Source organism: Metabacillus malikii (assembly GCF_030813355.1).
In the GTDB taxonomy this organism is placed as follows: Bacteria; Bacillota; Bacilli; order Bacillales; family Bacillaceae; genus Metabacillus; species Metabacillus malikii.
This window is the reverse complement of sequence record NZ_JAUSUD010000008.1, coordinates 83,013-97,180: the sequence shown is the minus strand read 5'-3', so window position 1 is coordinate 97,180 and position 14,168 is coordinate 83,013. Positions and strand designations below refer to the sequence as shown.

11 protein-coding genes are annotated in these 14,168 nt (G+C 34.4%); 3 read left to right on the top strand and 8 right to left on the bottom strand.

Annotated features, from left to right (window positions below; genetic code table 11):
* Positions 1-78: 78 nt before the first annotated feature.
* The gene (locus J2S19_RS09970) at positions 79-1,287 is read right to left on the bottom strand and encodes a SpoIIE family protein phosphatase (RefSeq protein WP_307340936.1); all 1,209 of its coding nucleotides are present in this window, start codon (positions 1,285-1,287) and stop codon (positions 79-81) included.
* Between the two features lie 34 nt (positions 1,288-1,321).
* Positions 1,322-2,125 carry an alpha/beta fold hydrolase gene (locus J2S19_RS09965; RefSeq protein WP_307340933.1) on the bottom strand — a complete coding sequence of 268 codons (804 nt, stop codon included), beginning with the start codon at positions 2,123-2,125 and terminating at the stop codon, positions 1,322-1,324.
* 357 nt (positions 2,126-2,482) lie between these two features.
* Here J2S19_RS09965 and J2S19_RS09960 point away from each other — a divergent pair, with 357 nt between their 5' ends.
* Positions 2,483-2,818 carry a PadR family transcriptional regulator gene (locus J2S19_RS09960; RefSeq protein WP_307340931.1) on the top strand — a complete coding sequence of 112 codons (336 nt, stop codon included), beginning with the start codon at positions 2,483-2,485 and terminating at the stop codon, positions 2,816-2,818.
* Positions 2,815-3,825, top strand: coding sequence for an HAAS signaling domain-containing protein (locus J2S19_RS09955; RefSeq protein WP_307340929.1), 1,011 nt, complete (start codon positions 2,815-2,817; stop codon positions 3,823-3,825). Before J2S19_RS09960 ends, J2S19_RS09955 begins: the two co-directional genes overlap by 4 nt.
* Before the next feature lie 79 nt (positions 3,826-3,904).
* Here J2S19_RS09955 and J2S19_RS09950 read toward each other — a convergent pair whose 3' ends face one another.
* The 4 genes from J2S19_RS09950 to J2S19_RS09935 form a co-directional block, all read right to left on the bottom strand.
* Positions 3,905-5,845 (bottom strand): ABC transporter permease, encoded by a 1,941-nt coding sequence (locus tag J2S19_RS09950; RefSeq protein WP_307340926.1) that lies wholly within the window; start codon positions 5,843-5,845, stop codon positions 3,905-3,907.
* Entirely contained in the window at positions 5,835-6,596 is a 762-nt protein-coding gene (locus tag J2S19_RS09945) for an ABC transporter ATP-binding protein (protein ID WP_307340923.1), read from the bottom strand. The genes J2S19_RS09950 and J2S19_RS09945 overlap by 11 nt, the downstream gene beginning before the upstream one ends.
* A gap of 102 nt (positions 6,597-6,698) precedes the next feature.
* A complete protein-coding gene (locus J2S19_RS09940) occupies positions 6,699-7,700 on the bottom strand; it encodes a sensor histidine kinase (RefSeq protein ID WP_307340920.1) in 1,002 nt (333 codons plus the stop codon).
* Positions 7,697-8,386 carry a response regulator transcription factor gene (locus J2S19_RS09935; protein WP_307340917.1) on the bottom strand — a complete coding sequence of 230 codons (690 nt, stop codon included), beginning with the start codon at positions 8,384-8,386 and terminating at the stop codon, positions 7,697-7,699. The genes J2S19_RS09940 and J2S19_RS09935 overlap by 4 nt, the downstream gene beginning before the upstream one ends.
* Positions 8,387-8,756: 370 nt before the next feature.
* Between J2S19_RS09935 and J2S19_RS09930 the strand changes: the two genes are divergently transcribed.
* Positions 8,757-9,968, top strand: coding sequence for a NupC/NupG family nucleoside CNT transporter (locus J2S19_RS09930; RefSeq protein WP_307340914.1), 1,212 nt, complete (start codon positions 8,757-8,759; stop codon positions 9,966-9,968).
* 474 nt (positions 9,969-10,442) lie between these two features.
* On the opposite strand, the gene gdhA is transcribed toward J2S19_RS09930, so the two are convergent.
* The gene (gene gdhA / locus J2S19_RS09925; protein ID WP_307340913.1) at positions 10,443-11,825 is read right to left on the bottom strand and encodes an NADP-specific glutamate dehydrogenase; all 1,383 of its coding nucleotides are present in this window, start codon (positions 11,823-11,825) and stop codon (positions 10,443-10,445) included.
* Positions 11,826-12,604: 779 nt separating this feature from the next.
* Complete coding sequence (locus J2S19_RS09920) at positions 12,605-14,098, bottom strand: peptide MFS transporter (RefSeq protein ID WP_307340910.1); 1,494 nt, start codon at positions 14,096-14,098, stop codon at positions 12,605-12,607.
* Positions 14,099-14,168 lie beyond the last annotated feature (70 nt).

Below are 14,168 nucleotides of genomic sequence, written 5' to 3'. Positions count from 1 at the left end.
ATAGATTAATAGAAAAGCTTTAATCTATACCTATATGTGTAAAGAGGTCTGACACATTATGATTATATGTAATAATAATTACGATAGCTCTGCTAAAACAAAACATTGATCATCACTTTTATGATAGCTTGTATTCGGATTAAGAGAATCGATAATTAAATTCTTCATTACAGTAAAAGGTTTAAATTGATTTGCCTTAATTAAAGGACCTAAGTGATTATCACCGAGTGGATCTGCAACACCGTCTGTATAAAGGAGAAGGTACCCACCAATCTCGTATTTAATCATGTTTGACTTGAATGTTAACCCTTCAAATGTCCCAATTGGAGGGTTTGTTGCATGTAAGTAAAATTGTTCTCCATCCTGTTGCTGCCATATTGCAGGAGGATGGCCGGCATTTGTATAATGAATCTCTCTTTTATTTGTATCGACGATAAGGTAAATAGAAGTGCAATAATGTCGTGCTTCTTCATTATTTTTAAACAGCGTATTCAAGTGATTATCTAATTCTTTCATCACCATATCTGTGGAAAAGCCCCTCAATATAATTCTCCGAAACAGTGAATGGAGAGACATTGTAATTAAAGCGGAAGAAATTCCATGTCCCATTACATCAAGAATAATAATTCCATAGCGGTTATCATCAATTTGATAGAAACCATAAATATCTCCTGACAATTCTTTAGATGCCTGGTAGAAGGAATCGATTTTAATATCGTCCTGATAAATAGGTTCTGTAAGAGGAGTTTCCTGGATTTTTCTCGCAAGCTCCAGCTCTTTTTTTGTTTCAATTTTATACTTTTGATTTAAATTATATAATTCTAGTAATTCCTCTTGTTTTGCTTCTAGTGTTTCATAGACCTGTTTTAGTTCATCTAAGGCATGATGTTTTGCAACATATGCTTCTTCAGCAGTCTTCTTCGCTTGCAAAAGCTTATGTTCTAATTCATTTCGTTTTCGTATTGGAATAATTATACAATCAATTGTCGAGTTACTAGAGTTATTTCTAGTTACCGCATTAATTAAAACAGGTATTTCCTCACCATTTTCAGATAACAAAGTACTATATAATTCTTCAATATGGCCCTCTAGTTTTAATAAAGGGAAAAAATAAAACTGAAAAAAGATCTGGGCGGATTTAACAAGGATTGAATTGATATGTAAGCCTTTAAATTTCTCTGATCTGTTACTTAGCATAGTAGAAAGGGTTTGATTAATGGATAAAATAATGCCTTCTTCTGACAGTGTCAGAAATCCACACGGTGCGTTATTTAATTGATTATCCATCTAATGGCCACCTTTAAACGGTTCATTTGTTATGTTATTCTTCTATGTATGCCTTTATAAGCTTAATTGTTTCTTCTGGGTGACTCATATGTGGGCAATGGCCAACAGCCATCATCTCTTTTAACGTACTACTTGGCATCTGATTGTGCAAATAATCACCAACAAAAGGAGGAGCAATAATATCTTCAGAGCATTGAAGAATAAGAGTTGGTGTTGTTACATTTGGTAAGTCACTTCGATTATCGGCAAAAAATGTTGCCTCTGCAAATTGACGCGCAATCAATGGGTCTGTCGAGCAAAAACGGTCTTCTAGTTCTTGTTTAACATCAGGCCGATCTGCTGTACTCAATAATGTAGTCGCAAATGCACTGGTCCAGCCAATATAGTTCTGTTCCATCATCGCAAGTAGACCTCGTAAATCTTCCTCTTCAAATCCCCCAACATATTCAGGTGGGTCATTTAAGTAACGGGGCGATGGGCCGATCATAATTAAGTGAGAGAAGAAATTCGGGTGTTCAAGTGAAGCAAGCATGCCAATCATACTACTTACTGAATGTCCTATGAATATGGCATTTTCTAAATCTAGTGCAGCACATATCTCTAACACATCTTGTGCATACCCTTTTAGTGTACTGTAACGTACCTCATCATACGATTGTAAATCTGATTTACCTGCACCGACATAATCAAATAAAACAACTTGATAATCCTCGGTAAAATCATCAATCATGTCCTTCCAGACACTTTGGTCACAGCCAAATCCTGCAGCAAAAATAATTGATCGTTTCCCTTCACCAATAATGTTTACATTATTACGCTTGATGACATCAATTTCCATAAGATAGACACCTCTTCAAAAAAATACTTCTTATAATGATAGCATTTTATTAAAATAATTTCAGAATATTTATGATTGTTTGCTAAATCATGTGAAAAAGGAAATATCTAATTAAATCATATTCAGCATACGGTATTTTATTAGAATTTAAGACAAAGGAAATTTAAATGAGTACATATAAAGAGTTTTCTTTTACGTTAACAAGAAATTGCTATTGTTTATCCAATAACTATAATAGTGCAATTTCCTTATTTTCCAGTTTATTCAATAAAGTTGATTGCTATACGAACTATAATACTGTACGATACATAGTATACAATATATATTATTATTTAATATTAAATAGGAGGTGTACCATTGGATTCAATCCGTCAATCATTATCAACTGAATTAAGAAGAGGAACCTTGACATTAGCGGTATTAAGTCAGTTGAAAACACCACAATATGGATACTCTCTTGTCCAACTATTAGAAAAGAGCGGCATCTCAATTGAACAAAGTACTTTATATCCATTACTTCGTAGATTGGAAAAGCAGGAATTAGTAACAAGTAGTTGGGATACATCTGAAAATAGACCCCGTAGATATTATGTTTTAAGTGAGTTAGGTATTGACGTTTTAGCACATCTGAAAAAGGAATGGGAAAAGATGTCTAAGGAACTTTACAATCTACTAAAGGGAGAAGATGAATGATGAATATAATGAACTTATATATTCAGGAGGTAGTTCGAAGGCTACCTGAAAAGGGTAGAGAGGATATAGCATTAGAATTAAAGTCAACAATAGAGGATATGCTGCCTGATGAATATAGTGAGCAGGATGTAAAGGCGGTTCTGGCTACATTAGGAAATCCACGTGATCTTGCTAATAATTACTTAGATAGACCAAAGTTTCTAATCGGGCCTAACTATTATGATGTTTATATGAATCTTCTCAAAATGATTATTCCAATCGCAGCAATAATTAGCATGAGTTCAGTTATCACAAATCATGTTATATCGTATAATGGCGAAGAAGCATTATTAAATCTTATTTTTGAAATAGTCGGTCTAGGTATTTGGCAAGGGATAAGTGTGTCTATCCAAGTGTTCTTTTGGTTAACCATTACTTTTGCAATTATCGAACGGGTAGATCCGAATGTGAAATATGCTACAATGACAGGAAAAGAGTGGACACCAGATGATTTGAAGCTCATGCCATATGTTGAAGCAGAAAATCGAATACCTGTCTCTGAAATATTCCTTGGTCTGCTTTGGACAGCGATTTGGGGCTCTGTTTATTTTACTGCTTCACAGCTTATTGGTATCTACCAAAGTAGTGGCGATAAATTAGAATTTATTACACCAACATTTAATCAGGAAATTCTCTTATCTTATTGGCCTTTTGTTGCTTTATTAATTGGTATGGAGATAGTCATTTCCACATGGAAATATTGCATCAGACATTGGACCATGAAACTAGCAACGTTTAACAGTCTTTATCATCTGTTAGCAACGGTAATTTTTATCGTGATTGTTAGTAACCCCAACTTAATTACTCCAACATTCATTGAATATTTTACAAACATGTTTTCAGCAGATAACGGCTGGGAAAATTGGATTAGACCACTGTCTATCTTTACTTTTATTGTATTTGCAGGAGTAGATGCATTGAGTGGATATAGAAAGGCGAAAAAAGTGAAGAAGCTTAAATTAGATTGATAAGACAAAAAGTTATATTATAGAAAGCAAAAAGGCCGTTATTTAAGATGCGGCCTTTCTGCAATCTATTACTAGTAAGTTATAAAGCTTCCTTAATCACTTTCTTATAATAAAGAACAGATAGCAATCCGAAAATTGAGTAAAGTCCTGTATATAAGACCATGACGATAATCATCGGTGTCCACAATTCTGTACCGAATAAAAACCAGCCAGATTGAACTGCAAAGTAGCTGTGTAATAGCCCGATAATTAATGGGATTCCAAAATTGTAAAGCTGCTTAATTTGGATGCCTCTTAATAAGTCGGTTTGTGTAAAACCGAGTTTCCTAAGAATTGTATAGCTTCCTTTCTCATCTTCACTTTCATCCATCTGTTTAAAATATAAAATGCATCCTGATGTAATAAGAAATGTTAGTCCTAGGAAGCCGACAATAAACATAATCAACCCCATATTGTTCTTTTGGTTTGAGCTCATATCTAGTCTTGAAAGTGCCTTTTCTGAAAGCTCTGCCTCGTGGAAAAGTTTGTTAGCCTCTTCTAAATCATTTGGATTTTTTATATTTATTCCAATGTAATAGGTTGAATCTTTTTGAATTTCTGGATTTACGTCATCTTTTAGTTGTTCAAATAGATCCTTATCAACAATTGCAGCGGGAAGTCCACCATTTGCGTATGTGTATGGCACGACATGGTCTTTCTTTAACCCCAAATAGTTCATTTTATAATCTTTATTCTTACCGTTTATTATGACTGTTCCTGATTCCTTTAAGCTCATAAATCTTTGTAAAATGTCAGTATATCCAGTAAAAACAGTCTCATTTTTAGAAAGGTTAACTCCTCGAAGTACATCTTCACTTAACAAGGGCAGTGTCATTTTACTTGTATCAAAATTCATCTCATTAAGGTTAGAATCCATGATATTTTTAACATCAATATCTACTTGAATAACAGGTGTAGTGTACTTGTTATACTCGATATCATCCTTTTGTAAAGCTTTTTCAAATCGTTCTGCTTCTTGTTCATCGAATAAAGCAAAGTGTGCAGGAACGCCATCCATTGCAGACTTTTCCGCTGAGTAGTAGGAAATATAACTTAGCGACAATAGACCTATCGCTAGTGCAGAAACTGTTGTAATAATTGTTAGCAAAAATGCATTCGATTTCATACGGAACATAATCGAGGATAAAGATAAGATTTCATTAATATTTAGGTAGCCCCCTTTACTTCTCCTTATAGCGTTAGCAAGGAAGCTTACAGACCCTTTATAAAAAAGGTATGTTCCAATAATGACAGTACCTAAAATGAAAATCATCGCAAAGAATAATTCATTCATTGACTTGAAGTCACCGCTAAATAATTTAGAGGAAACATAATACCCCAAAATTATAGAAGCGATTCCGATTGTCCCAATTATCATTTCAAAGATTGAAAGTTTTTTAACTTTATTTTCAGAAGAAGTTGTGACTCTAAATAGGGATAAAATACTTTGTCTTCGGATGAATGATATATTCAACAATAAAATGATGATGAATATTCCAGAGAACACGATAAGTGTTTGAATAAGTGCCATACTAGAAAATTGTAGGCTTGCGATTGCTTGGACTCCGACAATTTTATATAAAGTTAGAATAATTAATTTTGATGCAGAAAAGCCGATAAAAATTCCGATGAGCAAGGAGCTAAAGTAAAGAATGAAGTTTTCAACACTTAAAATCCGGAATATTTTATGCTTTGTCATCCCAATTAATTGAAAGAGGCCAATCTCCTTACTGCGTCTTTTAATGAACAGTCTGTTTGCATACAATAAAAAGATGGTGACAATTGCTACCAGAAGAATTGAGGCAGAACGGATTGCGGCGGCTCCTTTTATTGATCCTTCAACTTCATCCATCGAAGGATCATATTGCAATGTGACGAATGCAAAGTATAGGGCAACACTGAATATTAAAGCAAATACATAAAGGTAATAATTTTTTAAATTTTTCCTTAAATTACGGAGTATGAGCTGATTAATATTCATTTTGAACGCCACCTAATACACTTTGTGTTTTCATAATATCTTGAAAAAACACTTGTCTTAATTGTTCACCTTTATTTAGTTGTGTATAAATTTGCCCGTCTTTAATAAAAATCACACGACTACAAAAGCTTGCTGCAACTGGGTCATGTGTAACCATGATGATTGTAGCCTTACGCCTTTTGTTCAACTCACTTAATTTATTCAATAAGTCTGATGCTGATTTTGAGTCCAATGCCCCTGTTGGTTCATCGGCAAATATAATGCTAGGTTCATGAATAAATGCTCTTGCAGCTGACGTACGTTGCTTTTGGCCGCCAGATATTTCATTTGGGTATTTATCTTTCAATTCTAAAATACCAAGCTCTTTTGCTAAGGATTGAAATTTTTCATCTGCTTTTCTTTTAGGTGTCCTTGTAATTGAAAGCGGCAGTAAAATATTTTCCTTCACTGTTAATGTATCAAGTAGGTTGTAATCTTGAAAAATGAATCCTAAATTATTTTTTCGAAATTCCGCTAATTTCTTTTCTTTCATGCGTGTCATTTCATTTCCCTCAATCTTTATCGAACCTTGTGAGAGTTGGTCTATAGATGACAGGACATTTAATAAGGTCGTTTTGCCAGATCCTGATGCTCCCATAATACTTACAAATTCACCATGTTCAATTGAAAGATTTATCCCCTTAAGAACTTCTTGTCTATTTAATTTATTGCCATAGCTTTTATGGATTTGTTGGGCCTCTAGTATATACATAAGTTTTATCTCCCTTGTCTTTGATACTCTTATTATAAAAGGGTATTGATATCTAATTCCTTTCATTATCCGAACAATAGAGAAAAGCATATGACATTTTTGTCACATGCTCATGATATCAACAAAGTCATTGCGTTTAGGGAACGTTAAAGTGAAGGTAGTTCCTAAATTAATGTTCGACGTAACCTCAATTTTTATCATTAACGCAGTAGCAATCTTTTTTGTTAAATAAAGTCCCATACCTGTTGAAGCATTATCTGTAAAGGTAGTTGAAGTAAAGCCCCGTTCAAAAATTCTAGGTATATCTTGCGGACTAATACCACGCCCATAATCAGTGAAAGCTAATACTGTTCGTCCATCAATTTCATAGCTACTTATGTTTATATCAGAGTTATGACTATATTTAATAGCATTTGTAAGTAATTGACGAACGATGAAGGCTAACCATTTCTCATCCGTTAAGGCTGATTCTCTTTCAAGATTAACCTCAAAGCCAATTCCCTTCTGAATGCACCACGATTGTAATGTTTTGATTTCTTGGTAAATCACTTTTTTTACATTCACAGTTTCTAAGTACATATCATTTTCAATAAAGGAGGCACGTTTCTGATGTAGTTGTTGGTCTAATAAGAGATGGATTCGAAGCCATTCATACACTATTTGTGACTTTAAAGGTCCCTCCTCAAGTCGTTCAATCATTAAGTGCATAGCAGTCAATGGAGTTTTTACCTCATGTATCCAAGCCATTAATTCATCTTTTTCCTGATTTAGTTCTAGTTGATTTTTAGTTGCGATTCGTTTTAGTTGCTCTGTTTGGCTTTCAAATTGCTCGATGACTATTTTCTCGAAGGGGGAATTAGCAAGAGTTATTTCCTTTAAATCTAAACTGTTGTCCCATTCATGTAGCTTTGAGTAGAACTTCGTTTCTTTTATATAACGAAAAGTAAAAAATAACACAAATATAACCGAGGTTAAAAATGTAATATAGAGCATTGATGTGAAAGGAATTGATGAATCGAGATATCCGATTATTAATATAATTAGTTGCTGTGTTAAAAAAAGAAAAATCCAGCTTCTTCTTTCAATTATGTAATTAGCAATCATAGGTTTTTTGCTTCCCTCGCCATATATCCTTGTCCTACCTTAGTTTCAATATATTTGCCAAGACCTAACTCATCTAATCTTTTTCGAAGTCGATTTACATTAACAGTTAACGTATTATCACTGACAAAGCGTTCATCGTCCCACAGTGACTTTATTAACGCTTCGCGGCTAACAATCGTATTTTTCCCTTCAATTAGTTGTTTTAAAATGAGTGTTTCGTTTTTGGTAAGTTCAATAGAGCCAACATTGTTTGTTACAGTATTTCTCTCAAAGTCTACGGTTGCTCCAGACCATGTTTTAATTGAAATGGCTTCATGATTGTAATCATAAACACGACGCAAGATTGCCTGGATTTTTGCAATTAGGACATCGAAATGGAAAGGCTTTTGGACAAAATCATCAGCCCCTAATTGCATAGACATCACCATATCGGTTGGATGGTCTCTTGAGGACAAAAAGATAATCGGAACCTTAGAATAAGTGCGAATCATCCGACACCAATGGAACCCATCATATTTAGGTAACTGAATATCAATGATGACTAAATCAGGTTTTATCGCTGTAAACTCTTCAAGTACATTTTCAAAGTGAGAAATTCCATATACGTCATAGGACCAATCTATCAATCGTTCCTTTACTTCATTAAATAGAGTTGTATCATCTTCAATTATGAGCAATTTAAACAATTCATTCACCTCATTTATGGTAAATACTTCTTTTATGAGTATAACAAATCTTTTTTTCTAGGTTGATATATTATTGAAACTTGAACAATTGAACAAGTTATAAATTTTAATTATTATCAGCAATTAGCCCCAATTAGCTATAACATAGATAGTCCAAAATACAGTTATTTCAAGAGATGCTTATATTATTTAAGGAATTTTATACAATATGAATGACAACACGCCTTATGTTAATAATAATTAGGAATTAATTAATCAAATTGGTTCATTTACAGAACAGAATTGCTTTGTTACGATTGAAAATGTTGTCTTATTAGGTATTACTATACTATTTAACAGGGTAATAAAATAAAAATGACGGGGTGATGAAATGAATTTATTATGGGGCATTTTTGGTATGATAATCGTTTTGCTACTTGGCCTACTTTTATCGAATAATAAAAAATCAATCCAGTATCGTACCATCCTTGGCGGGTTAGCAATTCAATTAATTTTTGCGTTTATTGTATTGAAGTGGGAAGCGGGTAGAAGTGCGCTTGAATGGTTTACTAAAGTCGTGCAAAATGTGATTAGTTATGCAAATGCAGGGATATCCTTTTTGTTTGGCCCTTTAGGAACTGGTGGGGAATTTGGAACAATCTTTGCATTCCATGTGTTAACAATTATTATTTTCTTCTCTTCTTTAATATCGATATTATATTACCTTGGTATAATGCAGTGGTTTATCCGAATTATTGGTGGTGGATTATCAAAACTATTAGGAACATCAAAGACAGAATCAATGTCAGCTGCTGCTAATATATTTGTTGGCCAAACAGAGGCACCTTTAGTTATTCGACCTTATTTGAAAAATATGACAAACTCAGAGTTATTCGCTGTCATGACTGGTGGTCTAGCATCTGTAGCTGGTTCTGTTCTAGCGGGTTACGCCCTGCTTGGAGTTCCGCTAGAATACTTACTTGCAGCAAGCTTCATGGCTGCGCCTGCAGGATTAGTCATGGCAAAGCTTGTGATGCCTGAAACAGAAAAGGCTAATATCGCTGAGTTTGAGATGGCAAAAGATACAGAATCTACAAATGTCATTGATGCTGCAGCACGTGGTGCTAGTGATGGATTAAAGTTAGCATTGAATGTAGCTGCAATGCTATTAGCATTCATTGCCTTGATTGCTTTAATAAACGGTATTTTAGGACTTATTGGTGGTATTTTTGGATATGGATCGTTAACACTTGAAGGAATATTAGGGGTTATTTTCTCACCGCTCGCTTTTGCAGTTGGAGTCCCGTGGTCTGAAGCAGTTACTGCAGGAAGTTATATTGGACAAAAGCTAGTACTGAATGAATTTGTAGCCTATTCTGCATTTGCTCCTGAAATTGGTGAGTTATCTGAAAAAACTGTTATTGTTGTTAGTTTTGCATTATGTGGGTTTGCGAATCTAAGCTCAATGGCAATCTTATTAGGAGGTTTAGGTAGCTTAGCACCTAACCGCCGTTCTGATATTGCAAGAATGGGTTTACGTGCTGTTGCTGCTGGTACGTTAGCTTCACTCTTAAATGCTGCAATAGCTGGAATGTTTTTATAACATAACACGTCGATAAAAATGATTAAAAAAATAAAGTAAGATTCAAGGGTCTTACTTCTCTTTTAATTACTAATATATAGATTGGATGCTTAGGTTTAATCTATATTGTGAAAGAGTAGTCTGACCCTTTTTTTGTTTGAATCTTTTAATTTCTCCCTCTATATAGGCAATAGATTGTAGGGAAAAGTGACATGTAAGGACATGAGAGTTTATAATCATGTAACGGCTCAAATGACCGAATCCTGATCGGTAAATAGCTTTTTGCTGAGAGGAGTATCGAAGGAAACAATTAAAAGTGTGGGAGTAACACCGAGTATATAGAAGAACAAAAGTAGAGAAGCAGATAATCACTTTATTATATGAAGCAAAAGATACTATACATACATGTAAACATATTAAAGGAACAAAATGAAAAGAGGAATTACCTTTATATAAGGGAATCCTCTTTTCATTATCTTGTATAGGGAAGGTTAATTAAATTACTCCTTGTGCAATCATTGCATCCGCAACTTTTACAAAGCCAGCAATATTAGCACCTACAACAAGGTTACCAGGATGGCCATACTCATCCGCAGCTTTTACACTGTTGCGATAAATATTTTTCATAATATCATGTAATTTAGCATCCACCTCTTCAAACGTCCAAGAAAGTCTGCTGCTATTTTGAGCCATTTCAAGTGCAGATACAGCTACACCACCTGCATTAGCAGCCTTTGCTGGTCCAAATAACACCTTATTGTTAAGGAATACATCAATTGCTTCAAGTGTTGATGGCATATTTGCACCTTCACCGATTGCTATGACACCATTGTTAACAAGTGTTTGAGCAGCGGCTTCATCAATTTCATTTTGAGTCGCACAAGGTAGAGCAATGTCACATGGAATTGACCATATGCCTGCACAGCCTTCTACATATTGTGCTTCTGGATGTTCTTTCACATATTCACTAATACGTTTTTTCTCAACTTCTTTAAGACGTTTCACCGTATCGAGGTTAATTCCGTTTTCATCATAAACATAGCCACCTGAATCGCTACATGCAACAACCTTAGCACCTAGTTGGTGAGCCTTTTCAATTGCATAAATAGACACATTACCTGAACCAGAAACAACAACCGTTTTACCTTCAAAGCTCAAACCTTTATCAAGAAGCATTTCTTGTACAAAGTAAACTGTACCATAGCCAGTTGCTTCAGTACGCGCTAGGCTTCCGCCATATCCGATACCTTTTCCAGTAAGGACACCTGCTTCAAATGCACCACGAATTTTCTTATATTGACCAAACATGAAGCCAATTTCTCTTGCACCTACGCCAATATCTCCTGCAGGTACGTCAACATCCGGTCCGATATGTTTATATAATTCAGTCATAAAGCTTTGTGTAAAACGCATAACTTCGTTGTCTGATTTACCTTTTGGATCAAAGTCAGATCCACCTTTACCTCCACCAATAGGTTGACCAGTTAATGAGTTTTTGAAAATCTGCTCAAATCCTAAAAATTTAATAATACTAGCATTAACAGATGGATGGAAACGCAAGCCACCTTTGTAAGGTCCAATTGCACTATTAAACTGTACGCGGAACCCACGGTTTACTTGAACTTTCCCTTGATCGTCAACCCATGGAACTCTGAATGTAATAACTCGTTCTGGTTCAACCATTCGTTCAAGAATTGAATGCTCAATATATTTTGGTTGCTTAGCGAAAATTGGAATTAATGAGTCAAAAATTTCTTTAACAGCTTGGTGAAATTCACTTTCATTTGGGTTACGTTTCTTTACAGTTTCGAATACTTGATTAACGTAATCTTTAGCAGCTTGTAAACCAGGTTGACTAACATCTTTTGTTGTAATCATTTTATTCACATCTTTCTTTATAAATTTAATATTTGGCCTTTCACTTAAAGAAGTGTTTTGAAAATTGCAGTTTTCGTATACATTGTTACTTTTTACTAAGTTGGAGTCTTGAAGAGTTTTTCGCTCTAGCTATAATAAGTTTTTTAACTTTTATGATAGTTTGAATTTTATACTGATAAAGCAATATAAACAATATCAATATTAGATGATATTAATGCCGATATTAGATGGGTGTAATGCAGTCAATTTAAACCTATATATATCAGTGTGTTTGAGATGTTCTATATGTTAATTAATGGAGTAACCGCCATTGATGTTATATAATAAGACATACAATGTCACAAAAAGAGCATTTCTAATATAATAATTTATGATTGAGGTGTGTGGTTGTATATTTGATGGTTTAATTATGTTTTTTTGTTAGTGTAATTAGCTGTTTATTTAAAAAACCAGTGAGAGGCTAGTATTAAAAGTTATATTTTGGGCATTTACATGTCATTAATATTGACGTAAATGTCGACTTGTTTCTTCTATTATATATCTTGTGTTAATACGAGGAGTTATAATCATTTAGTCGATTATTGATTATGTCTACGGTTTTGTATTCATTAGCAGCTTACCTGTTGTGGTGTTAGGGGCATTCTTATAGATGAGATTTATAGTGTTTGGGTATTGGAGCTACTGAGCCTCTAGATATGTGTTGTTCACACATACAAAGGCTCACTCCAAACAATGTACAACGCTTATTACTTCATTAAAATGACTACATAGAGTTAGTTTTATTTAATGCCTTTCATAAACGATTGTATCTTTGATGATAATAAAAACAGAATAATACTTAATAAGATAGCAATACCGCCAATTGTGCCGAAATATACCATTTCAGTTTCTGGTGTATAAAATTTTACGATTTGTGCATTAATTGCTTGTGCGGCAGCATTAGATAAAAACCATAGGCTCATTGTTTGTGCTGAGAACGCCGCAGGAGCAAGCTTCGTAGTTGCTGATAAACCTACAGGTGAGAGACAAAGCTCTCCGATTACGACAATGAAATAGCTAAGTACGAGCCATAATGGATTTACAAGTGAATTTTCTCCGCCAAAATATGCAGGAAGTAATATGACGATAAATGAAATACCTGCAAATAATAAACCTAATGAAAATTTCTTCGGGATCGACGGTTGTCTGTTGCCAAGTTTCACCCATAACCATGCAAATACCGGTGCTAAAAGAATAATGAACAGAGGATTTAACGATTGAAACCAAGCTGGAGAAATCGTTAAGCCTAAAAATTCCAAATCTGTTCGTGTATCAGCATAATTAGCCAATATGGTTGCACCTTGTTCCTGAATTGACCAAAACATAACGGATGCAATGAATAAAGGGATGTATGCGATAATTCTAGACCGTTCAATTGCTGTTGTATCAGGACTACGATACATCACGATAAAATATATCGTTGGAATTAATAATCCGAGCACTCCGATGAATGCAGTAAATGTCTTAAATGTAAGAAGACCTAACGGGAGTGTAATCGCGATTAAGATTAAAATGATTGCGATACTTAAAGAGATAAACTTCAACGTCTTTTTCTTCTCAACATTTGATAAAGGATTTGCAACAATATTTCCAGCAAGCCCAAGATTTTTCTTTCGTGTGAACAAAAAGACAAGCAGACCGATAAACATCCCTACTGCTGCTATTGAAAATCCTAAATGGAAGTCATGCTTTAACCCAACTTCACCAACAATCAATGGAGCAATAAATCCGCCAAGGTTGATACCCATATAGAATATGCTGAAACCTGAATCACGACGATTGTCCTCTTCACTGTAAATTTCACCAACAATACTAGATACATTTGGTTTTAACAGTCCGGTACCAAGGACAATGAGAATCATCGAGATGAAAAATAATGATGTATTACCGGGGATCGCTAGAGCGATATGACCAAGCATAATTAGGACTCCACCATAAAATACTGCTTTTGATGTTCCTAATATTCTATCGGCAAGCCAGCCGCCGATAATGCCTGACATATATACTAATGATCCGTATATTGACATAATCGCCAGAGCAGTGCTTTTCTCTAAGCCGAGACCCCCGTTAGTAACGGAATAATACATATAATATAAAAGTATTGCTCTCATTCCATAGTATGAAAAACGTTCCCAGAATTCTGTAAAGAATAAAGTGAAAAGTCCCTTTGGATGTCCAAAGAATCCTGTTTGAGGAACGCTTGAAACAATTTTTTGTCTGTTAATATGTGACATCAGACAACCTCCTTCATTATTCTATTATAATACTTTTTTCTGAATATGAAGGAAAAATTGATAATTTCCA

Bases quoted from the DNA above. Each gene is read 5' to 3' on its own strand.
- gdhA (WP_307340913.1), bottom strand. From the start codon at position 11,825: ATGATTACAACAAAAGATGTTAGTCAACCTGGTTTACAAGCTGCTAAA.
- J2S19_RS09970 (WP_307340936.1), bottom strand. From the start codon at position 1,287: ATGGATAATCAATTAAATAACGCACCGTGTGGATTTCTGACACTGTCA.
- J2S19_RS09955 (WP_307340929.1), top strand. From the start codon at position 2,815: ATGATGAATATAATGAACTTATATATTCAGGAGGTAGTTCGAAGGCTA.
- J2S19_RS09930 (WP_307340914.1), top strand. From the start codon at position 8,757: ATGAATTTATTATGGGGCATTTTTGGTATGATAATCGTTTTGCTACTT.
- J2S19_RS09945 (WP_307340923.1), bottom strand. From the start codon at position 6,596: ATGTATATACTAGAGGCCCAACAAATCCATAAAAGCTATGGCAATAAA.
- J2S19_RS09940 (WP_307340920.1), bottom strand. From the start codon at position 7,700: ATGATTGCTAATTACATAATTGAAAGAAGAAGCTGGATTTTTCTTTTT.
- J2S19_RS09950 (WP_307340926.1), bottom strand. From the start codon at position 5,845: ATGAATATTAATCAGCTCATACTCCGTAATTTAAGGAAAAATTTAAAA.
- J2S19_RS09965 (WP_307340933.1), bottom strand. From the start codon at position 2,125: ATGGAAATTGATGTCATCAAGCGTAATAATGTAAACATTATTGGTGAA.
- J2S19_RS09920 (WP_307340910.1), bottom strand. From the start codon at position 14,098: ATGTCACATATTAACAGACAAAAAATTGTTTCAAGCGTTCCTCAAACA.